General features: G+C 70.7%; 16 protein-coding genes and 1 pseudogene. 12 read left to right on the top strand and 5 right to left on the bottom strand.

Annotated features, from left to right (window positions below; all coding sequences use genetic code 11):
- Positions 1-257: 257 nt before the first annotated feature.
- The 4 genes from OIE47_RS13955 (at position 258) to OIE47_RS13970 (ending at position 1955) form a co-directional block, all read left to right on the top strand.
- Positions 258-392, top strand: coding sequence for a hypothetical protein (locus tag OIE47_RS13955; protein ID WP_326561916.1), 135 nt, complete (start codon positions 258-260; stop codon positions 390-392).
- The gene (locus tag OIE47_RS13960) at positions 389-610 is read left to right on the top strand and encodes a hypothetical protein (RefSeq protein ID WP_326561917.1); all 222 of its coding nucleotides are present in this window, start codon (positions 389-391) and stop codon (positions 608-610) included. Before OIE47_RS13955 ends, OIE47_RS13960 begins: the two co-directional genes overlap by 4 nt.
- Positions 607-855 carry a flavin reductase gene (locus OIE47_RS13965; RefSeq protein ID WP_326561918.1) on the top strand — a complete coding sequence of 83 codons (249 nt, stop codon included), beginning with the start codon at positions 607-609 and terminating at the stop codon, positions 853-855. The genes OIE47_RS13960 and OIE47_RS13965 overlap by 4 nt, the downstream gene beginning before the upstream one ends.
- Positions 856-1265: 410 nt before the next feature.
- The gene (locus OIE47_RS13970) at positions 1266-1955 is read left to right on the top strand and encodes a hypothetical protein (RefSeq protein ID WP_326561919.1); all 690 of its coding nucleotides are present in this window, start codon (positions 1266-1268) and stop codon (positions 1953-1955) included.
- On the opposite strand, the gene OIE47_RS13975 is transcribed toward OIE47_RS13970, so the two are convergent.
- Positions 1925-3178 carry an MFS transporter gene (locus tag OIE47_RS13975; RefSeq protein ID WP_326561920.1) on the bottom strand — a complete coding sequence of 418 codons (1254 nt, stop codon included), beginning with the start codon at positions 3176-3178 and terminating at the stop codon, positions 1925-1927. The two genes, OIE47_RS13970 and OIE47_RS13975, sit on opposite strands and share 31 nt — an antisense overlap.
- A gap of 120 nt (positions 3179-3298) precedes the next feature.
- On the opposite strand from OIE47_RS13975, the gene OIE47_RS13980 reads away from it, so the two are divergent.
- From OIE47_RS13980 to OIE47_RS13995, 4 genes are all read left to right on the top strand, one after another.
- Complete coding sequence (locus OIE47_RS13980) at positions 3299-5092, top strand: HSP90 family protein (protein ID WP_326561921.1); 1794 nt, start codon at positions 3299-3301, stop codon at positions 5090-5092.
- 6 nt (positions 5093-5098) lie between these two features.
- Complete coding sequence (locus tag OIE47_RS13985; protein WP_326561922.1) at positions 5099-8053, top strand: hypothetical protein; 2955 nt, start codon at positions 5099-5101, stop codon at positions 8051-8053.
- A 24-nt stretch (positions 8054-8077) separates the two neighbouring features.
- Positions 8078-8701 carry a TetR/AcrR family transcriptional regulator gene (locus OIE47_RS13990; RefSeq protein WP_442792091.1) on the top strand — a complete coding sequence of 208 codons (624 nt, stop codon included), beginning with the start codon at positions 8078-8080 and terminating at the stop codon, positions 8699-8701.
- A 97-nt stretch (positions 8702-8798) separates the two neighbouring features.
- Positions 8799-10136 (top strand): acetyl-CoA carboxylase biotin carboxylase subunit, encoded by a 1338-nt coding sequence (locus OIE47_RS13995; protein WP_326561923.1) that lies wholly within the window; start codon positions 8799-8801, stop codon positions 10134-10136.
- Positions 10137-10250: 114 nt separating this feature from the next.
- Here the strand turns inward: OIE47_RS13995 and OIE47_RS14000 are convergent.
- Positions 10251-10685, bottom strand: a pseudogene (locus OIE47_RS14000) (XRE family transcriptional regulator); the annotation flags it as partial.
- Between the two features lie 315 nt (positions 10686-11000).
- Between OIE47_RS14000 and OIE47_RS14005 the strand changes: the two are divergent.
- From OIE47_RS14005 to OIE47_RS14015, 3 genes are all read left to right on the top strand, one after another.
- Positions 11001-11909: a hydroxymethylglutaryl-CoA lyase gene (locus OIE47_RS14005; protein WP_326561924.1), complete on the top strand. Its 909-nt coding sequence runs from the start codon at positions 11001-11003 to the stop codon at positions 11907-11909.
- A 127-nt stretch (positions 11910-12036) separates the two neighbouring features.
- Positions 12037-13569: an acyl-CoA carboxylase subunit beta gene (locus OIE47_RS14010; protein ID WP_326561925.1), complete on the top strand. Its 1533-nt coding sequence runs from the start codon at positions 12037-12039 to the stop codon at positions 13567-13569.
- 84 nt (positions 13570-13653) lie between these two features.
- Positions 13654-14802 (top strand): acyl-CoA dehydrogenase family protein, encoded by a 1149-nt coding sequence (locus OIE47_RS14015; RefSeq protein ID WP_326561926.1) that lies wholly within the window; start codon positions 13654-13656, stop codon positions 14800-14802.
- Between the two features lie 123 nt (positions 14803-14925).
- On the opposite strand, the gene OIE47_RS14020 is transcribed toward OIE47_RS14015, so the two are convergent.
- From OIE47_RS14020 to OIE47_RS14030, 3 genes are all read right to left on the bottom strand, one after another.
- Complete coding sequence (locus OIE47_RS14020) at positions 14926-15843, bottom strand: hypothetical protein (protein WP_326561927.1); 918 nt, start codon at positions 15841-15843, stop codon at positions 14926-14928.
- On the bottom strand, positions 15836-16348 hold the full coding sequence (locus OIE47_RS14025; protein WP_326561928.1) for a SigE family RNA polymerase sigma factor: 513 nt from the start codon (positions 16346-16348) through the stop codon (positions 15836-15838). Before OIE47_RS14025 ends, OIE47_RS14020 begins: the two co-directional genes overlap by 8 nt.
- A gap of 112 nt (positions 16349-16460) precedes the next feature.
- Entirely contained in the window at positions 16461-17786 is a 1326-nt protein-coding gene (locus OIE47_RS14030) for a hypothetical protein (protein WP_326561929.1), read from the bottom strand.
- Positions 17787-17983: 197 nt separating this feature from the next.
- Here OIE47_RS14030 and OIE47_RS14035 point away from each other — a divergent pair, with 197 nt between their 5' ends.
- Positions 17984-20305 carry an MMPL family transporter gene (locus OIE47_RS14035; protein WP_326561930.1) on the top strand — a complete coding sequence of 774 codons (2322 nt, stop codon included), beginning with the start codon at positions 17984-17986 and terminating at the stop codon, positions 20303-20305.
- Positions 20306-20342: the final 37 nt, after the last annotated feature.

Raw genomic sequence — 20342 nt, forward strand, 5'->3', positions numbered from 1 at the left:
GGCGAAGTAGCAGCGGACACCTGTCCCGAGCCAGCGGACACCTACAGCCTGGATTGTGACCGCGTCGTCACCGAGGCTACGAATAGGCGCGGCGACGGGCATGTGCAGCACTTTCGCCGTACGACAGACTTTGATCTGGCCCGTTGGCGCGCCTCCCGATCGCGTCGAGCCGGCTGCCCCCGTGGCCGGCTCGACGCCCGGGGGTGCGGTGCCCCGGGGCGGTCGCCGCACCCCCGGTCAGCCGATGGAGGTGCGTGATGGCGGACGACCCACGGCCGGCGGAGTCCCAGCCGGCCTCCGACCAGAAGCCAACCGGTGATCCGGTGCCGTGGCCGCTGGTCAGGATCGTGCACAACGCCGCGAGCGCGCGGTGGGTACGGCGGCGGATATGAGCGCCGACGCCATCCAGCGGTTCAAGACCTACTCCCGTGACCTGTGGCCGGCGCTGCTGAACAACGCCCGCCTGATCGTCACTCGTCACGAGAACGGCGAGGAGTGCACCGTGTGCCCGTGCTTCACGCCCGGCCGGTGCAGCCGTCTCCGTGCGGCCCGCCACCTGCTGGCCGATCCGGAGCTGCGGGCAGTGGAGCAGCAGGCGGTGAACGGGTGAGTTCGCAACCGGTCCTTCCGGTGGTGACCGACCAGCACCGGCCGTGCGGGAAGCGGTGGGAGTGCGGCACCTGTGGCAAGGCGTGGCCGTGCGAGCCGGCCCGCGCCCGGTTGACCCGCGAGTACGGCCACGACCGGGTGTCGCTGGCCTGTTACCTGGGTACGCAGTTGGTCCACGCCGCCCGGGACATCCGGGACGTGGGTCCGCGAGAGCTGTACGAGAGGTTCGTGTCGTGGACCCGATGACGGACCGGTACGTGAAGGTGACGGTGCACACCTCCACGACCTGGCGCCGAACGGGCACCTCACGATCACCCGACCCGACGGGACGATCGCAGACGTATACCTCGTGTGACACCGGAGTCGGCGGCAACCGTCTCCGGGAAGCAAAGGCGCCGGCCCGGACCATCCCGGTCCGGGCCGGCGCCGCGCATTGGGAGCTTCCCGTGATCCCGAAGAGTTCGGCCGGCTATGGCGAGCCAAACTTTTCGCGATCACGGGAGTGGTCGAAGGAGTGCCGCCGGTAGGCTGGCGATCTTCGGCTGGCGTGAGCCCCGGAGTCCACGAGGGCGATACCTGTGATCAATCCTGACCCCGTAGCTGCGCGTGTTCGCCTCGATGCCGCGTTGGGTGGTGTGGCCACCACTTTCAGGGGGATGACCGCGCACCCGGACGATTACATGTGTGACTGTCACTGGGGCAGTGCGGAGGAGTTGGCTCAGCTCAAGGTGCCGGACATCGAACTGGAACCGGACCTGCTGCGGCGTACCTGGTGGGGGTCGTCCTGGAGTTATCCCGCAGACGTGCTCCGCCGGATCCTGCCCCAGTTCGCCAGCGGCCTCGTCAGTGGCGTCGTCGAGCCCATGTTCGACATGGGGCAACCAGGGCTCGTGTTCAGGCGCGGCAATTGGCAGGAGTGGCCGACCGAACAGGCGGCGGCGATTTGGGAACTCCTGCACGCCTGGTGGGCGCACGCACTCACCGACCCGGAGCCGGTGGTGCCGACGTACGAGGTTCTCGCCTTCTGCACCGAGGCGTCCAGCACGCTCACCCCCTGGCTCGACATCTGGGCGACGTCGACGTACCCGCTGGCCGATCGGCGCCTGGCCGAGACGGCGACGCACTGGGAGTGGGACCTGCTCAGTGATGTGCTTCCCTGGCACACCTACTACGACGAAGCGGAGAAGGCGGCCGAACTCTCCGCCTGGCTGGTCCGCCACGCTCCCGACCGTCTCCGTCGCTGCGGTGTACCCGAGAAGCGGGTGTTCCGGATCGGACTGCTCGCCCTCAGCGGCCGGGAGCGCTGGGACCACCCCTACTGGTCCAGAGAGGACGCCGAGGACTGACGGGCGCCGAGTGGGCGGTGGGCGGTCAGGGTGGCGAGGGCGAAGATGGCGGCTGCCGCGTACGCGACCGGGAGCAGGCCGTACGCCTCCGCGGTGAAGCCGGCGACGATCGCGCCGATCGGGGCGGCGAGCAGCCCGGCGAAGCGCTGGGCGCTGCCGACCCGCCCGAGCAGCTCGGCCGGTACGTGACGCTGGCCGTACGCGGACCAGAGTGCGTTCCAGGTCGCCGAGCCGGCGGAGAAGACCGCGAGCGCGATCGCACCCGGCACCGGATGCCGGGCGAAGGCGAGCACCACCAGGGCGAGCGTCTGCAACACCAGCACCCAACGCAGCCCGGTGAGGGTGCCGAGCCGACCCGCCAACCGACCGGCGCCGAGTCCACCGGCCAACCCGCCGATCACCGCCGAGGCCATGAACAGTCCGTAGCCTGCCTCGGGCACCCGCAGCACCTCCAGCGCGTAGAGCACCATCACCGCGATCAGCCCGCTGATCGCCAGGTTGGTGACGGCGGTGAGCACGGTGATCCGGAGCAGGGTCGGGTCACGCAGGATCCACCGCAGCCCGTCCCCGGCCTCCCGCCACACCGACCGTCGCAAAGGGACAGAGGATGACGAGGGGGCCCGCATCCGGGGCAGGGTCAGTGCGAGCAGCGCGGCGAGGGCGAACGAGGCGGCGTCGACCGCGAACGGGAGCGCGGCGCCGAGGGCGAAGAGCAGGCCGGCGACCGGGGCGCCGACAAATCCGCCGGCTACGGCCGTACCGGCGGCGAGCCTGCCGTTCGCGGCCGGTAACCGGTCGGCGGGCACCAGGGCGGGCAGCACCGCGAACGCCGCCGCGTCGAAGAGCGCACCGAGGGCGGCCAGCAGGAACGCGGCGGCGGCCAGCACACCGATGCCGACCTGCCCGAAGAAGACCAGGACCGCCAGCACGGCCACCAGCACGCAGCGCAACCCGTCGACCGTCGCCATGGTGCGCCGCCGGTCCCACCGGTCGGCAAAAACCCCGGCGAGCAGGCCGAACAACAGTGGTGGCACCTGGCCGGCGGCGACCACCGCCGCGACCAGGCGCGGATCGCGGGTCAGCGAGACCGCGAGCAGGGCAAGTGCCGGGGTACGCACCGCGTCGCCGAACCTCGACGTCACCGCCGCCACCCAGAGCCGCCCGTACGCGGCACCCAGCAACGGTCGTACGCCGGATTCCTGCCCTGCCGTGAGTCTGATCATCACGCGACCCTGCGGCCTCGACCAGGTCGAGGGTCAATTCCCGCCCGGACTAGGGCGAGCGAGGTGTCACCGGTCACCGGTACGGTGGGCGCCGGCACCTGAACCGGGGAGTAACAAAGCGTGGACCGCACCTTCCAGGTTGACCTTCGCGGCATCGTCGACCTGCTCAGTCACCATTTGTACGCAAGCCCCAGGGTCTACCTGCGGGAGTTGTTGCAGAACGCCGCGGACGCGATCACCGCCCGTCGGGCCGAGGATCCGGGCGCGCCCGGGGTGGTCTGGATCGAGCCGCCCGAGTTGACCGGCGACGGCACCCTGCGGATCCACGACACGGGGATCGGGCTCACCGAGACGCAGGTCCACGAACTGCTCGCCACCATCGGCCGCAGCTCCAAGCGGGACGAGCTCGGTTTCGCCCGGCACGAGTTCCTCGGCCAGTTCGGGATCGGCCTGCTCTCCTGTTTCCTCGTCGCGGACGAGATCCGGGTCGTGACCAGGCATGCCGACCAGCCGACCGTGCTCTGGACCGGTCACACCGACGGGCGTTACCGGGTCGAACTGGCCGCACCGGACGTCGGTCGGGCCGAGCCGGGCACCACCGTCACCCTGGTCCCGCGTCCCGGTGCCGAGCAGTGGTTCACCCAGCCGACGGTCACCGAACTGGCCCGACTCTTCGGGTCGCTGCTGCCGGTCACCGTCCGGGTCGGCGAGGTGGAGACAACCACCGGGCCGCCGCCGTGGTCACCGGCCGCCGGTACGTCACCGGCCGCCCGCCGCGAAAATCTGATCCGGTACGCCCGCGAAACGCTCGGCTTCACCCCGTTCGACGTCATCCCGCTGTCGGTGCCGGAGGCGGGCCTGACCGGGGCGGCGTTCGTACTGCCCCAACCGGCGAACCCGGCCGCGCGGGTCGGACACCGGGTCTACCTGAAGCGGATGCTGCTCACCGAGGGGGCGGAGGGGCTGCTGCCGGAGTGGGCGTTTTTTGCCCGCTGCGTGGTCGACGCCGGTGAGCTGCGGCCGACCGCGAGCCGGGAGGCGCTCTACGAGGACGGGCTGCTCGACAGCACCCGGGAAGCGCTCGGCGACCGGTTGCGCGGCTGGCTGGTGCAGCTCGCCAGCGGTGACCCGCGCCGGCTCGGTGAGTTCCTCCAGGTGCACCACCTCGGGGTGAAGGCGCTCGCGTTGCACGACGACGAGATGCTCCGGCTGGTCGAGCAGTGGTGGCCGATGGAGACGAACACCGGCCGGATGACGCTGTCCGAGTTCCGGTCCCGGCACGGTGTCGTTCGCTACGCCGCCACGACCGACGAGTTCCGGCAGCTTGCCGCCGTGGCGGCGGCGCAGGATTTGGCGGTGGTAAACGGCGGTTACACGTACGACACCGAGATCATCGAGCGGTTGCCGGGGCTGGACCGGTCGGTGCTGATCGAACGGCTGGAGCCGACCGACCTGACCACCCGGTTCGACACCCTCGACCCGTCGGTGGAACTGGCGCTGCGGCCGTTCCTGCTCACCGCCCAGCGGGCCATGGACCGGCTCGGGTGCGAGGTGGCGCTGCGCGCGTACGACCCGGCGTCGTTGCCGGCGTTGTACCTGGTCAGCCGGTCGGCGGCGTTCCACGACCAGCTCGAGTCGACCCGGCAGCGCGCCGACGAACTCTGGGCGGGCGTGCTCGACGCCATCGCCTCCTCCGGCCCGCCGGAGCGGCCGCAGCTCGTGCTCAACCATCGCAACCCGCTGGTCCGCCGGATCACCACCCTCGGTGACCCGGAGCTGGTCGGTCTCGCCGTCGAGGCGCTGTACGGGCAGGCCCTGCTGCTCGGTTACCACCCGATCCGCCCGGCCGACGCGGCCCTGCTCAACAACTCTTTCCTCGGCCTGCTCGGCCGGGCCGTTCCGGGACAGGAGTGATCTGCGGTGGCCAGCGGTAACGACGAACTGTGGTCGGTGTACGAGCAGGCGGCCGACATGCCGTTCGGCGCCGGGCAGATCGCCGCGGTGGAGCAGTTGATCCGGCAGGTCGACGCCAAGGGTGACCAGGAGTTGGCGTTCGCCGCCCGGATGCTCGGCACCAGCGCCTACACGTACGGTGGCGAGCCGGCGAAGTCGTTCGTCACCTTCTCCTGGTGCCTGGCGGACTACGACCGCAACCCGCAGCCGTACCACCAGCGGCACGTACACACGCTGCTCTGGCACTTCAAGCACATGGTCAACGCGCTGCTCAACTTCCCCGAGGTGCCGCTGGAACGCACGTACGCGGTCCTCGACGACATGGAGCGCCGCTACCGCGAGGGCGGACACAGCCTCCAGGCGGTCTACAAGTACCGGCACCTGGTGGCCCGGCACCGGGGCGCCGACGAGGAGACCGAGGAGTGGTACCGAAGGTGGGTCACCGCCCCGCGCGACGAACTCTCCGACTGTGCCGGGTGTGACCCGTCCGGGCAGGTCCGGCACCTTGCCGGCACCGGGCAGATCGAAGCGGCGGTGGCGCTGGCCGAACCGGTGCTGGCCGGGCAGCTCACCTGCAACGAGCAGCCACAGGGGATCCTGACCAGCCTGATGGTGCCGTACCTGCGGTCGGGGCGGCGGGAGCGGGCGCGGGACGCGCACCGGCGGGCGTACCGGCGGTTGCGGGGGAACCTGGCCGATCTCGGCAGCATCGCCAATCACGTCGAGTTCTGTGCGGTGACCGGGAACGAGTCCCGTGGGCTGGAGATCGTGGAGCGGCACCTCGACTGGCTGGACCGGGCCCCGTCACCGGGGGACGCGATGTCGTTCGCCGCCGCTGCGGCGCTGCTGCTCCGGCGGCTGGACGAGACCGGGCACGGGAAGCTGACCGTGCACCGGCAGGCGTACGGCGAACGACCCGCCGCCGAGCTGCCGGTCGGTGCGCTAGCCGAGGACCTGGCGCGGATCGCCACCGACATCGCGGCCCGGTTCGACAACCGCAACGGCACGTCGCATCAGTCCGGCTGGGTCGAGCGGCGGTTGGCGGCCGAGCCGATCGGGGAACACCTGCCGCTGTCGCCGACCGCCCGTCGGCGTACTGCCCCGGCGTCCGTCGTAGCGGCGTCGGTCGCACCGGCCGCGGGTGAGGTGCCGGCGGGTGCGCAGGTGCCGCCGGTGCCGTCACCGGCCGACATCCCGGCCGGGGCGACGCTGTCCGAGCTGCTCGAACTCGCCGACCAGCACTGGAAGACCGAGCGCTACGAGCACCTGAAGGTGCTGCTGCGGGTACTGGACGAACGTTTCGGCGACGACGCGGACACCGCTGCCGACGCTGCCAACGCCGACGAGGCGGACGCGGGCCGGGTGCTCACGCCGGCGGACGACGCACGGTGGATCGAACTCCGGGCGGCTGAACTGATGATGGCCGACGACCGGCCGGCCACGATCGAGCTGCTCCGCCGGGCGATCGAGCTGTACCGGGGGCTGGCGGACCACCGTCGGGAGTGGATGGTCGCTGGCCGGCTCGGCGTACTGCTCTGCCACCAGGGGGACGAGGCCGAAGGTCTGCCGCTGGTCGAGGCGGGGGTGACCTACCTGACCGAGCACGGGGACCGGGCCGATGTGGCGGGTGCCCGGGACCGGGCCGCGCTGGCGCTGGCCGGACTCCAACGCTGGCCCGAGGCGCTCGACGCGGTGGAACTCGCGGCCGAGGCGGCGGCGGAGGTCGACGATCCGTACCTGGTTGCCCGGATCGGGCTGCGTCGGGCGATCTGCCTCCAGGCGGTCGGCCGACGCGAGGAGGCCCGGGACGCGGCGGCGCAGTCCCGTGACAGTTACCGGGCGCTGGCCGTGCCGGAACGGCTCGCCGCGGCCTGCATCTGCCACTCCCAGAACCTGGACGACCCGACCGAGGTACGCGACGCCCTGGACGAGGCGTTGCCGATCGCGACCGGGGAGGCGGCCCTGCACGTACGGATCGGTCGGGGCCGGGCGTCGCTGGCGCTGGACCGTCCGGCGGACGCGGTCGAGGATCTTGTCGAGGCGGTTGCGATCTGCGCCGAACAGGGCATCATCGACGGGGCCGCGTTCCTCCGGTTCGAGTTGGCGAACGCGTACCGGCGGGCCGGGCGGGCGCTCGACGCGGCCGAGGTGGGCGAGGAGGCGGTGCTCGAACTCGACCGGCTCGGCCACCAGGGCGACGCGGACCGGTGCCGGCACCTGCTCGCCGGGGTCTACCGGGAGCTGGACGAGGATCAGCTTGCCCTGTCCCTGCTGGACCAGCTCGCGGAGAACCTGGACGGGCCGGACAATCTCGGCGGCCGGGCGCAGGTGCTGGAGGAGGCGGGTGACCTGCTCTATGCCCAGGACCGGGACGCGCTGGCGGCACAGCGGTTCGCCGCGGCGGCGACCGCGTACGGGCTGGCCGGGCTGTCGATGGACGGGTCGAGGGCCCGACGGCGGGAGGCCGACGCCTGGCACTGGGCCGGTGAGCCGGACGCCGCGCTGGTGGCGGTCGAGCGTGGCGAAGCGGTCCTGGCGGCGCTGCCGGCGGAGGCCGCCGACGAGCCGTCGGTGATCTGGGAGTCGTGCATGCTCTCCGACAGCGCCGCACGGGCGCTGATCGGCGCGGAACGCCCGGACGAGGCGTTGCGTCGAGTGGAGGGCGTACCGGGACGATTGCGGGCGATCGAGGCATTCGGTGAGGCTTTGCAGGTCGAGTTGCTGACCGGGGAGGTGCTGCTGCGGCTGGACCGGGCGGTCGAGGCCGAGCCGATCCTGCGTACGGTGCTCGGCTCCCTGCCCACCGGTTCACCCGCCGTACGCCGGGCGGCGTGGTTGCTCTCCGAGGCGCTCGGGCAGTCGGGGCGTGGTGAAGAGGCGGAGGCGTTGCGCCGGGAGCACGATCTGGACACCGATGGCTGAGCGGACCGGGACTAGGCTGGCCTGGTGACGCTGGAACAGCAGGTGACAGGGGCGACGCCGGGCGGTACCCCGGTGACTCCACGGCGCCGGTCGCGCCGTGACGAAATCTTGGAGATCGCGGTCGGGTTGTTCGCCGCCCGTGGCTACCACGGCGTGTCCATGGATGACATCGGGGCAGCCGCGGGCGTCACCGGGCCGGCCCTCTACCACCACTTCGCCGGCAAGGAGGCGATGCTCGCCGCCGCCCTGATCCCGGTCAGTCAGGGTCTGCTCGACGGCGGCCGGCAGCGGGTGACGGAACACCCCGGTCAGCCGCAGGCGATCCTCGAGTCGTTGATCGACTTCCATGTCGAGTTCGCGCTCGCCAACCCGGCGGTCATCGCGCTGCACCTGCACGAACTGGACCGGTTGCCGGACGAACCGCGTCGGCAGATCCGCCGGCTCCAGCGCCTCTACGTCGAGGAATGGGTGTCGGTCCTCACCGTCCTGCACCCCGGACTCGCGGCCGGCGAGGCCCGGGTACTGGCGCACGCCGCCTTCGGCCTGATGAACTCCACCCCGTTCCTCGGCGGTGAGGTCGACCGTCGCCGCCGGGCCGCGCTGCTGCGGGCGGCCACCCTCGCCGCCCTGCTCGGCCCGATCTCCTGACCCCCGCCGGGTCGGGGGCGACCCCGGATTCGTGAGCGGAGGGGTACCCATGGTGTCCTAGCACTGTCAGGACACCCGGAGACCCCGAGGAGAAGACATGATCGAGTCGCTGCTGGTCGCGAACCGTGGCGAGATCGCCCGCAGGATCATCCGTACTGCTCGGCGGCTCGGCGTACGGACGATCGCGGTCTACTCGGAGGCGGACGCAGACCTGCCGTTCGTCCGCGAGGCCGACGAGGCGGTATGTGTGGGACCGGCGAACCCGGCGCAGAGCTACCGCAACTCCGAGGCGATCCTCGCCGCCGCCAAGTCGACCGGTGCGGTGGCCATCCACCCCGGTTACGGCTTCCTGTCCGAGAACGCCGACTTCGCCCGTACCGTCGAGGCCAACGGCCTGATCTGGGTCGGACCGGGCCCGGACGCGATCACCGCGATGGGCGACAAGATCAATGCGCGGAACCTGATGGCCGCCGCAGGGGTCCCGGTGGCCCCCGGCACCACCGACCCGGCCGCCGACGTCGAGGCAGCGCTCGCGGCGGCGGAGTCGATCGGCTTCCCGGTGATGGTCAAGGCCGCGGCCGGTGGCGGCGGGATGGGCATGGCCGTCGCGACCGACGCCGGGTCACTGCACACCGAGTACGACAAGGTCCGCGCGTTCGCGCAGCGGATGTTCGGCGACGGCTCGGTGCTGATCGAGCGTTACTTCCCCCGGGTACGCCACGTCGAGGTGCAGATCCTCGGCCTGGCCGACGGCCGGGTGGTGGCCCTGGGCGAGCGGGAGTGCTCGGTCCAGCGGCGCAACCAGAAGCTGGTCGAGGAGTCGCCGTCGCCGGCCGTCGCACCCGAACTGCGGGAGCGTTTCCTGGCTGCGGCGGTACGGGCCGGTGAGGCCGTCGGATACCGCAACGCCGGTACGGTCGAATGCCTGCTGGACCCGACGACCGGTGAGTTCTTCTTCCTGGAGATGAACACCCGGCTCCAGGTCGAGCACCCGATCACCGAGCTGGTCTACGGGGTTGACCTGGTCGAGGAGCAGTTGCGGGTGGCGTCCGGACTGGCGCCGAACTTCGACCCGGACGCGCTGGTGCCGCGCGGGCACGCGATCGAGTTGCGGATCAACGCCGAGGACCCGAAGCGTTTCATGCCGGGGCCGGGCGTGGTCAAGTCCTGGGTGGAGCCGACGGGCGAGGGTGTCCGGGTCGACTCGGGCTACGAGACGGGTACGACGGTGACGCCGCACTACGACTCGTTGATGGCGAAGCTCATCGTGTACGGGGCTGATCGGGCTGAGGCTATCGAGCGGGCTCGGGGTGCGGTTGCCGGGTTCGAGGTTGTGGGGCCGAAGTGCAATCTGCCGTTCTTTGCTGAGCTGTTGGAGAACGACGAGTTCATCTCGGGGGATTACGACACGGGGATTGTTGCTCGGATGCGGTGAGCGCGGGGGTGGGGCCCACCGTGCCCACTCTGGGTCGTCAGGCTTGATCCCCGCCGTGGGTACGGTGGGCCCCACCCTGAGCCGATCACTGTGGCGGGTGCAGGAGATCGGTGGTTACGCCTCGGGAGTTGGCGGTCGGTTGTATCGCTCCAGGGTGGCTTTGTTGGTGGAGGCGTCCTGGAAGATCAGCTCCCAGGGGCCGGTGTTGATGTCCATGTTCTTGCCGAAGCCGACCCACTTGCCGGTCATTCGGCGGCCGGTTGGCTCGGCCAGCATCTGGATCGAGCCGTGGTACCGGGCACCCCGGTAGTAGCTCTCGGGCTCCGTCTGCTCGACCCAGGTGCCGGTTACGACGTTTCCGTCGACCGTCAGGTCCAGGGTCAGCGAGGAGTCCGCTGATCCGGGCAGGCTTCGTACGGTGAGCCGGTCGCCGTGCTGCAACAGGGTGACGTAGTGCTGGCCGGTGAATGTGGCGTTCCGGCCGCTGGAGAAGTATTCGTACCGGCTGAGCCAGACTCCGGAGTAGTCGCCTCGTGGTCCTAGCTGACCGGCCGGCGTGCTGGTGACTGCGGTAACCGTCTCGGTTGGGGCAACTCGGAGTGTGCTCTCGGGTGTCGGCACTCTTCGAATGGTAGACGGCGGTGACGCCACAATCACGCACTGTTTGTCGCCGGTGACCCTGCTGGTGGTCTGGGTGGGGCCCACCGTGCCCACGGCGGGGATCAAGCGTGACGGCCCAGAGTGGGCACGGTGGGCCCCACCCACCTTGAGCTGCACTGTTGTGGTGTTGATCTGCTGTTGTGGGCTCGTACGGGTGGGCGAGTGACAATGGGTGGGTCCAGTGGCGTCACAGTGAGGTGGCCGATGAGTCAACTGCCAGGTGCGGTGTCGATCCGCGAGGTGGGACCGCGCGACGGGTTGCAGAACGAGGACCCGATTCCGACGGATGCGAAGGTGCGGCTGCTCGACGCGCTCTCCGCCACCGGTGTGGGGCGGATCGAGGCGGTGTCGTTCGTGCATCCTCGGGCGATTCCGGCGATGGCCGACGCGGACGAGGTCTGGCGGGCGGCCGTACGGGCACCGGAGGTGCGTTACTCGGCGCTGGTGCCGAACTCGCGTGGGGCGCAGCGGGCGTTGGCGGCCGGGTTCACCGAGATCGAGGTGGTGGTGTCGGCCAGCGACACGCACAACCGGCGGAACGTGAACCGGTCGACGGCTGAGTCGTTGGACGACATCGCGGAGCTGATCGAGCTGCTGCACGGGGCCGGTGCCTCGGTCGAGGTGATCGTGGCGACGAGCTTCGGGTGTCCGTACGAGGGGGATGTCGCGCCGGAGCGGGTGGCGGGGATCGTCGACCGGGTGGTTGCCGATGGTGCCGATCGGGTGGCGTTCGGTGACACCACGGGGATGGGTACGCCGCGTCGGGTGCGGGAGCTGGTGACGGCGGTCCGGTCCGCCCAGCCGGACGTGCCGGTGTTGCTGCACTTCCACAACACCCGGGGTACGGGTCTGGCGAACATCCTGACGGCGTTGGAGCTGGGCATCACCGAGTTCGATGCCAGCATCGGCGGGCTCGGCGGGTGTCCGTACGCGCCGGGGGCGAGCGGGAACGTGGCCACCGAGGAGGTGGTGCACATGCTGCACGACATGGGGATCGAGACCGGGATCGACCTCGACCGGTTGATCGAGGTGGCGGAGTTGGCGGAGAAGTTGGTCGGGCGGCAGTTGCCGTCCGGGGTGTTGCGTGCTGGTCCGCGTACCAGATTGGTCTGATCCGGCGGACGGTGACCTGTGTTGCTCGGCTCGATGCGCTAGCCTAACGACCGTTAAGTAGACTTGTGGTGTCCCGGCTGAGGCCGGGACACCGGGTCGGTTGGTCGGGGTGCGGTGAGGAGTCGGCGTGACGCTCGACGGTGAGGCGCTGGAACAGCTCCGTAAGCGGGTCCGGGGCGGTGGCGCGGAGAAGTACCACGCGGCGAACGCGGCCAAGGGCAAGCTCTTCGCCCGGGAGCGGGTCGCGCTCCTGGTGGACGAGGGCTCCTTCGTCGAGGACGGGATCTACGCCAACGCGCTCGCCGACGGGTTGCCGGCCGACGGTGTGATCACCGGTCAGGCGACCATCGACGGTCGGCGGGTCTGCCTGATGGCGAACGACTCCACGGTCAAGGCCGGTAGCTGGGGCGCCCGTACGGTCGAGAAGATCATCCGGATCATCGAGCGGGCGTACGCGGCCGGAATGCCGATGGTCTACCTGGTCGACTCGGCCGGGGCCCGGATCACCGACCAGGTGGACCTGTTCCCGGGGCGGCGGGGCGCCGGCAAGATCTTCTGGAACCAGGTACGCGCCTCGGGCTCGATCCCGCAGGTCTGCGCCCTGTTCGGGCCGAGCGCTGCCGGTGGCGCGTACATCCCGGCGTTCTGTGACGTGGTTGCCATGGTCGAGGGCAACGCGAGCATGTACCTCGGTTCGGATCGCATGGTCGAGATGGTGACCGGCGAGAAGACCACGCTGGAGGAGATGGGCGGGGCGCGGGTGCACTGCGCCGAGTCGGGCGTGGGGCACTTCCTCTGCAAGACGGAAGCGGACGCGCTGAAGGTGGTGCGCGACTACCTGTCGTACCTGCCGGCGAACTGGACGCAGGAGCCGCCGACCGCCGAGGCGGCCGAACCGCCCGCGTCGGTCGACCTGGCCGCGCTGGTGCCGGCGAGCGAGCGGCAGGCGTTCGACATGCGGCGGTACGTCAAGGGCCTGCTCGACGCCGACTCGTTCCTGGAGATCCAGGCGCTCTGGGCCAAGGAGCTGACGATCGGGTTCGGCCGGCTGAACGGCGAGGTCGTGGGGGTCGTCGCCAACAACTCGATGTTCAAGGGCGGCGTGCTCTTCGTCGACTCGGCCGACAAGGCGACCCGGTTCGTCCAGCTCTGCGACGCGTTCAACGTACCGCTGCTCTTCCTCTCCGACGTGCCCGGATTCATGGTCGGCACGGCGGTGGAGAAGCAGGGCATCATCCGGCACGGCGCGAAGATGATCACGGCGATCTCGGAGGCGACCGTACCGAAGATCTGCGTGGTGGTCCGCAAGGCGTACGGCGCGGGTCTCTACGCGATGGCCGGTCCCGGCTTCGAGCCGGACGCGACGATCGCCCTGCCCACGGCGAAGATCGCGGTGATGGGGGCCGAGGCGGCGGTGAACGCGGTCTACGCCAACAAGATCGCCGCGATCGAGGACCCGGACGAGCGGGCCGCGTTCGTCGCGGCGAAGCGGGCCGAGTACGAGCGCGACATCGACATCGTGCGGCTGGCCAGCGAACTTGTCATCGACGCGATCGTGGAGCCGCACGAGCTGCGGACCGAACTGGTCCGGCGGTACGCCGCGGCCAAGGGCAAGGACCGCCAGTTCTCCCGGCGGCGGCACGGCGTCACCCCGGTCTGACCGGTCTCGTTTTCGCCGGTAGGCCGCCACAAGTGAGCCGATCGGCACCATGTTCCACGTTGTACCGCCTACGAGGAGGAACCCATGGACTTCCGGCTCACCGAGGAGCAGGAGGCGCTCCGGCAGACCGTACGGGAGTTCGCCCGCGAGGTGGTCGCCCCGGTCATCGGCGAACACTACGAAAAGCACACGTTCCCGTACGAGGTCATCCGGGAGATGGGCAAGATGGGCCTGTTCGGGCTCCCCTTCCCGGAGGAGCGCGGCGGCATGGGCGGTGACTACTTCGCGCTCTGCCTGACCCTGGAGGAACTGGCCCGGGTCGACTCCAGCGTGGCGATCACCCTGGAGGCGGCGATCTCGCTCGGCGCGATGCCGATCTTCCGGTTCGGTACGGAGGCGCAGAAGGAACAGTGGCTGCCGAGGCTGCTCAGCGGTGAGGCGCTGGCCGGGTTCGGGCTGACCGAGCCGGGGACCGGGTCCGACGCCGGTGGCACCACCACCCGCGCGGCCCTGGACGGCGACGAGTGGGTGATCAACGGTTCCAAGGCGTTCATCACGAACTCCGGGACCGACATCACCGCGCTGGTCACGGTCACCGCGGTGACCGGCATCAAGGAGGACGGCTCGAAGGAGCTGTCCACCATCATCGTCCCGTCGGGTACGCCCGGCTTCACCGTCGCACCTGGTTACTCGAAGGTCGGCTGGTGTGCCTCCGACACCCACGAGCTGACCTTCGACGACTGCCGGGTGCCGGCGGCGAACCTGCTCGGCACCCGTGGCCGGGGCTTCGCCCAGTTCCTCCAGATCCTCGACGAGGGCCGGATCGCCATCGCCGCCCTCGCCGTCGGGCTCGCCCAGGGCTGCGTCGACGAGTCCATCCGGTACGCCAAGGAGCGGCACGCGTTCGGCCAGCCGATCGCGAAGAACCAGGCGATCCAGTTCAAGATCGCCGACATGGAGTTGCGCGCCCACATGGCCCGGTTGGCGTACTACGACGCCGCCGCGCGGATGCTGGCCGGCGAGGACTTCAAGCGGCAGGCCGCGATCGCCAAGCTGTACGCCAGCGAGAGCGCGGTGGACAACGCCCGCGAGGCGACCCAGATCCACGGCGGGTACGGCTTCATGAACGAGTTCCCGGTCGCCCGCTTCTGGCGCGACTCGAAGATCCTCGAAATCGGCGAGGGCACCTCCGAGGTCCAGCGCATGATCATCGCCCGCGACCTCGGCCTCTAACCCACCCCCATGCTCGTCCCCCCGTGACCCCCGACGATCTTGCAGTTGTGGCGCCTGAATTGAGGCACTAGGCCCGATTCGTTCACGACCACAAGTGCAAGATCGCCGGGGGTGGGGGGTGCGTCAGCGCCACTGGTTGATTGCGGTGACTGCTAGGTGGGTGAAGTTGTCGATGAGGGCGGGGATGGAACTGGTGCCCTCCCAGCCGCTGTCGTTGAGTACCGTGACCACGTCGCCCACCCGTACGACGACAATCCGTTGGGTAACGCGGTGGTCGGTTGGTTTGCCGTCGATGTCGAGGGACGGGCGGTCGGTCTCCAGCAGGATCGCCTGGTCGCCGTACGAGGGCGGTGGCAGCGTACGCATCGTGGTCGGGATGTCGCCGGCCTGGAACGACTTGCACGAGGCTGCTGCGGTCGCGAACTCGTCCATGAACTGCTCCGCCGCGCCCGTGGTGTAGGCGGTGATCGTCTGGTAGAGGGTGCCGTGAGGGACATTGTCCGCCGGGTCTTCCGGTCGTTTGTAGAGCGACCGAACCGCTTTGCGTCCGATCATCTCGTCGTCCAACGCGGTGAACATGTCGTCCCGGCAGAGCTCGGGCAGCGCCTCGCCGTTTGCCGTGGCGACCCTGGTCTCCGACTTCCGGGTGTTCGGCGGTGGCGTGAAGAAGGCCGCGAGTGGGATCGAGATGGACGCCGCTCGTCCCGGTGACCGTGGCGGGCCGGACGTCCCCTGCGGCGGGGTGGTGGGCGGGAGTGCGGTCGGGGTGCCGCCGTCGGGTGTCGGGGCCGCCGAAGGCGTCGGCGTCGGGGTCGGGGTCGGCACCGGAATACCCACCTGCGGGGTCGGCGGGGGCGGGTCGAAGAGGATGGCGGGGGTCACCGCCACGCCGGCAACCGCGACCGTCGCCGCCGCACCGACCAGTGCCACACGGGTACGCGACCGACGATCGGCCCGCTGCCGCAGATGTTGCGGGTTGGCGAGGAGCATGCCGTCGACCTCGGCCGCGAGGTCGGCGAAACGGTCGGTGAGATCAGGCATCGTGTACCTCCAAGGGCCGGTCGGGAGCCAGGTCGCCGAGTTGTGCCGCGAGCCGATCCCGGCCCCGGGACAGCAGGGATTTGACGGTGCCCGAAGCGATGCCGACCTCCGCGGCGATCTCGTCCACCGTCAGGTCGACCAGGTAGTGCAGCGCCAGCACCTGCCGTTGCCGGGCCGGTAGCTGGCGTAACGCCGTCACCAGCAGCACGGTGTTCTCACTGGGCGGTGCCGCGATTCCGGTGGACCGGTCGGTACGGGCGATCGCGGCCCACAGTCCGGTCAGCCGGCGCCACCGGTCGGTGGCGAGTCGGGTCACGGTCAGCCGTACCCACGCCTCCGGGTACGGATGGCTGGCCAGGGTTTCCCACCGTTGCCAGGCCCTGGTGTACGCCTCCTGCACCGCGTCCTGCGCCTCGGCCCTGTCCCGGACGATGGCGACCGCGTACCGCAGTGTTCGCAGTGCGGAGCCTCGGTAGAACTCGTCGAAGCTTTGTGGATCCCTCACCTACGGCCACGCTCCCCCCAAGTGGCTCATGCGCTTTCCCGGTTGACGGGTGGGAGGATGGCTCGGTTGCGGCCGAGGCAAGATTGTTTCAGCGCCGGCGGAGATGTGCAGCTCAGGTCGTGGTGAGCAGGCTGCGGAGAGTTGCTTGGTCCGGGGCTTGCGCCAGGACGGTCGACATCAGGCGGGTGGCGTCGAGCTGCTGCCCGCTCGGGCTGACCAGTACGCCGCGCACCGCCGGATGTTCGAGCTGCCAACCCCGACGGAGTAGGGCGTACTCGATCAGGTGGGGTACCGCCCGGGGCGCTTCCGGGTCGGTGAGCCGGATCTCGTCCACGTTCTCGACTCCGGCCGGGCCGAGAGTGCCGCCGACGGCCTCGACCGCCTCCTCGGCACTCCGCCGGGACCGTCGGATCCACCAGTCGGCCGGGGCGCCGGTGAAGGTGGTCCACCGGACCCAGGCGAGAGCGTTCAGTTCGTGGTGGCTGCGCCGGACCAGGCGGCGGTACGCACGCCGGTCCAGGGGCAGCACCGTCACCGGGTCGGCCGGCGCGTGCAGGGCCATCGGCTCCGCGGCGGCGAGTACGGTCAGCGACCGGGCCAGCCCCGGGTGCAAGGTGGCCAACACCGCTGCCGCACCGGGGTTCCACGTCGGCCGGTCGATGCCGTGCCGTACCACCTGCCGCCAGCCGTCGTCGAGATCCTCGAAGGCGGGGTTGGAGAACCAGAACCACCGGCGGGGCGGGGTGGCCGAGTCGATCAGGAAGCTGGCGTACGCGGACCAGACGACGTCGCCGAGCACGATGCCGTACGCCGCCGTTTCGAGATCTCCGGCGGCGGTCCGCGCGGCCCGGTCGGCGTCCTGGCCGACCTCGGCGGCGAACGGGGCCAGTGCCCGGCGGTACCGGCCCGCCTCACCGGCCTGCGACTCCACCGTGTCCCGCCACCGGTGCCACAGCCGGGTGACCAACCAGGCCCGAGGGTGCGAGAGCAGTGTGAGCTGGTGACCGACCAGGGCGCGTAGTTGCGCGGTGGATAGGCAGGCGACCAGCGGCAGGCCGATCTCCAACGTCCGGCGGCGACCGGTGGCCCTGGCCCGGACCAGTGGTTGACCGATCAGGGTGATTCGACCGGGTGGTTGCACGCCGAGCCGGGCTGCGGTCTCGGCGACGAGTGCGTACAGCGCCGGCTGGTCGGGTGCGGTCACCGGTACGCCGGAACGGATCCCCTGGACCAGATGCTGCGCCAGGACGCTGCCCAGGACAGCCAGGAGCAGCGGCGGGCCGGGAATGAGGAAGGTGTCCAGGGCGGCGAGCAGGATCGCCAGGACGAGCAGCCACAGAAGTTCCCGCAGCGTCGCGCCGAGCCGTACGGCCAGCCCGATGGCCCGCCGGGTGGTCAGCCCGCCGGGAAGGGACGGCGCTCCCGCTTCGATGGTCATCACCGGGATTGTGGGTGTCCGAAGCAAGCCGATCAATGCCGCTCCGTTCCGGACTTCGGACCGGGCGACCGCTCCGAATGCGCGAATCGGACGTTCGGACTGACCGGTTGCGGGCTGGCGCGCGGGTGAACCGGGTGCTTGCATCGACGGGACAAACGCGCAAAGCGGCCGTACGGGTCGCCGGGGAGGTCTCGGTCATGTTCGCTGCACTCGGGCGTTCGATGTGGCGCTGGCGGTGGCCGGTGCTGGGAGCGTGGCTCGTCCTCGTGCTCGCCGGTGCGACCCTCGGCGGACAGGTCTTCGACCGGTTGTCGAGTACGGACAACCTGCGGTCGGACGCCGAGTCGCAGGTGGCGCAGGCTCGGATCGACCAGCTCCTGCCCGAGGGGCCGATCGTGGTGGCCGTGGTCCGGGACCGGGACCCGTACGACCCGCCGCTGGTGGAGAGTGTCACCAAGATCTCCGCCGAGCTGCGCACCCTGCCGGGTGTGGCCGGTGTGGACGATCTCTACAGCGCGCCGGGCGGGCAGATCGGCGCCGACAACCGCAGCACCCTGGTCCGGGTCGAGCTGGTCGACGGGCAGTCGGACGTCGAGCGGGAACGGGTCGAGGACCGGGTGACCGAGCTGCTGCGTCGGATCGACGCGCCGCAGGTCCTGGTCGGTGGCGAGAAGCTGGCCGAGCGGGCGTTCGCCGACCAGGCGATCCGGGACGCGGCGGTGGGCGAGTCGATCGCGCTGGTCGTGCTCCTGGTCGTCCTCGTGGTGATCGTCGGAGGGTTCCTGGCCGGGGCGATCCCGCTGCTGGCGGCGCTCGGCGCGGTCGCGGTGACGCTGCTCGGCCTGCTCGGCCTGGCCTCGGTGACCGAGGTCGGCGAGTTCACCGTCAACGTGGTCACCCTGCTCGGCATCGGCCTGAGCGTCGACTACGCGCTGCTGCTGCTGTTCCGGTTCCGGGAGGAGCGGGACGCCGACCCGGACGCCGGTCCGGCGGAGTTGCTCGGCCGTATGCTGGCCAGCGCCGGGCGGGCGGTGCTGATCTCCGGGCTCGCCGTGGCGGCTGCGATGACCGGCCTGTTCGTCTTCGCCGAGCCGCTGCTCGCGGCGATGGCGCTGGGCGGTGCCCTGGTCGTGGCGCTGGCGACGCTGGCCGGGCTGACCGCCGTACCGGCGCTCATCGCGGTCGGCCACCGGCGGATCCCGGCGGCGGGCGCGCGGACCTGGGCCACCCGCGCGGTCGGCGCGGTTGTCGGCCTGCCCCGCCGGGTCCGCCCCGCACGGTCCACCCCCGTTTCGGGTACGCCGCAGCGCCCACACCCGCGTTCCACCCCGGTCGGCGGGGGACTGCTCGTCCGGTTGGCCACGTTCGCCCAGTCCCGGCCGGGGCCGGTGGTCGTCACCGTCTCGGCCGGACTGCTCCTGCTCTCCCTGCCCTTCCTGTTCGGCGCGAACCTGGCCAACTCCGACGCGCGGGCGCTGCCGTCGGACATGGAGGCACGCCAGGTGCACGACGTGCTGCTGCGCGACTTCGAGTCCGGTCGGGCGCAACCGGTGGTCGTGGTGGTCAGCGCCGACCCGGCCACCTCGGCCGTACGCGACCTGATGAACCAGCTCAACCGGCTCCCGAACGTGATCCAGATGCAGCCCCGGCCGGACGTCCCCGGCAACGCCCTGGTGATCGACCTGACGCCGGAGGGCGCCACCGCCGGCCCGGAGTCCCGCGAACTGGTCCGCGCGGTACGGGCCCTGGACGCCCCGGTGCCGTTGCTGGTCGGTGGCGCCGCCGCCGAACTGGTCGACTACCGGTCGTCGGTCGCGCAGCGACTGCCGCTGGCCGTACTGGTGTTGTTGCTGGTCACCGGGGTGCTGCTGTTCGTGCTGACCGGTTCGGTGGTGATCGGGGTCAAGGCGCTGGTGATGAACGCCCTGACCCTGCTCGCCACCCTCGGCATCCTGGTGGTGGTCTTCCAGTGGGGTGTCGGGTCGGCCCTGCTCGGCGTCGAGTCGTGGGGTGCGATCGACCTGACCACGCCCGTCCTGCTCTTCGTGTTCGTGTACGGGCTCTCCATGGACTACGAGGTCTTCCTGCTGTCCCGGATTCGCGAGGAGTGGCTGCGCTGGTCGGGGCAGGTGACCGCGGCGGGTCGGGCGAGTGCCGGTGACCGGGCGGTGCTGGCCGGGATCACCCGTACCGGGCCGGTGGTGACCGCCGCCGCGGTCTGCATCGTCGTCGTTTTCCTCGGCTTCCTGCTCGGTGACCTGACCGCGGTCAAGGAGATCGGCTTCGGCATGGCGGTCGCGGTGATCCTGGACGTGACGGTCGTACGCGGACTGCTGCTGCCGGCACTGATGAGCCTGCTCGGCGAGTGGAACTGGTGGGCGCCGGGGCCGCTGCGCCGGCTGCACGAGCGGTGGTCGGGCCGGGTGGACCGGCGCCGGTGGCGGTTCCGGTGCCCGCTGGAGCCGGCCGCTGAACCGCGCCACATCCGACCCGGCACGCTGATGTTGACCGATTCCTGACCGGATGCTGACCGGTTCCCGACATCTGCGGCGGTAA

Origin of the sequence: Micromonospora sp. NBC_01796 (assembly GCF_035917455.1) — a bacterium.
In the GTDB taxonomy this organism is placed as follows: domain Bacteria; phylum Actinomycetota; class Actinomycetes; order Mycobacteriales; family Micromonosporaceae; genus Micromonospora_G.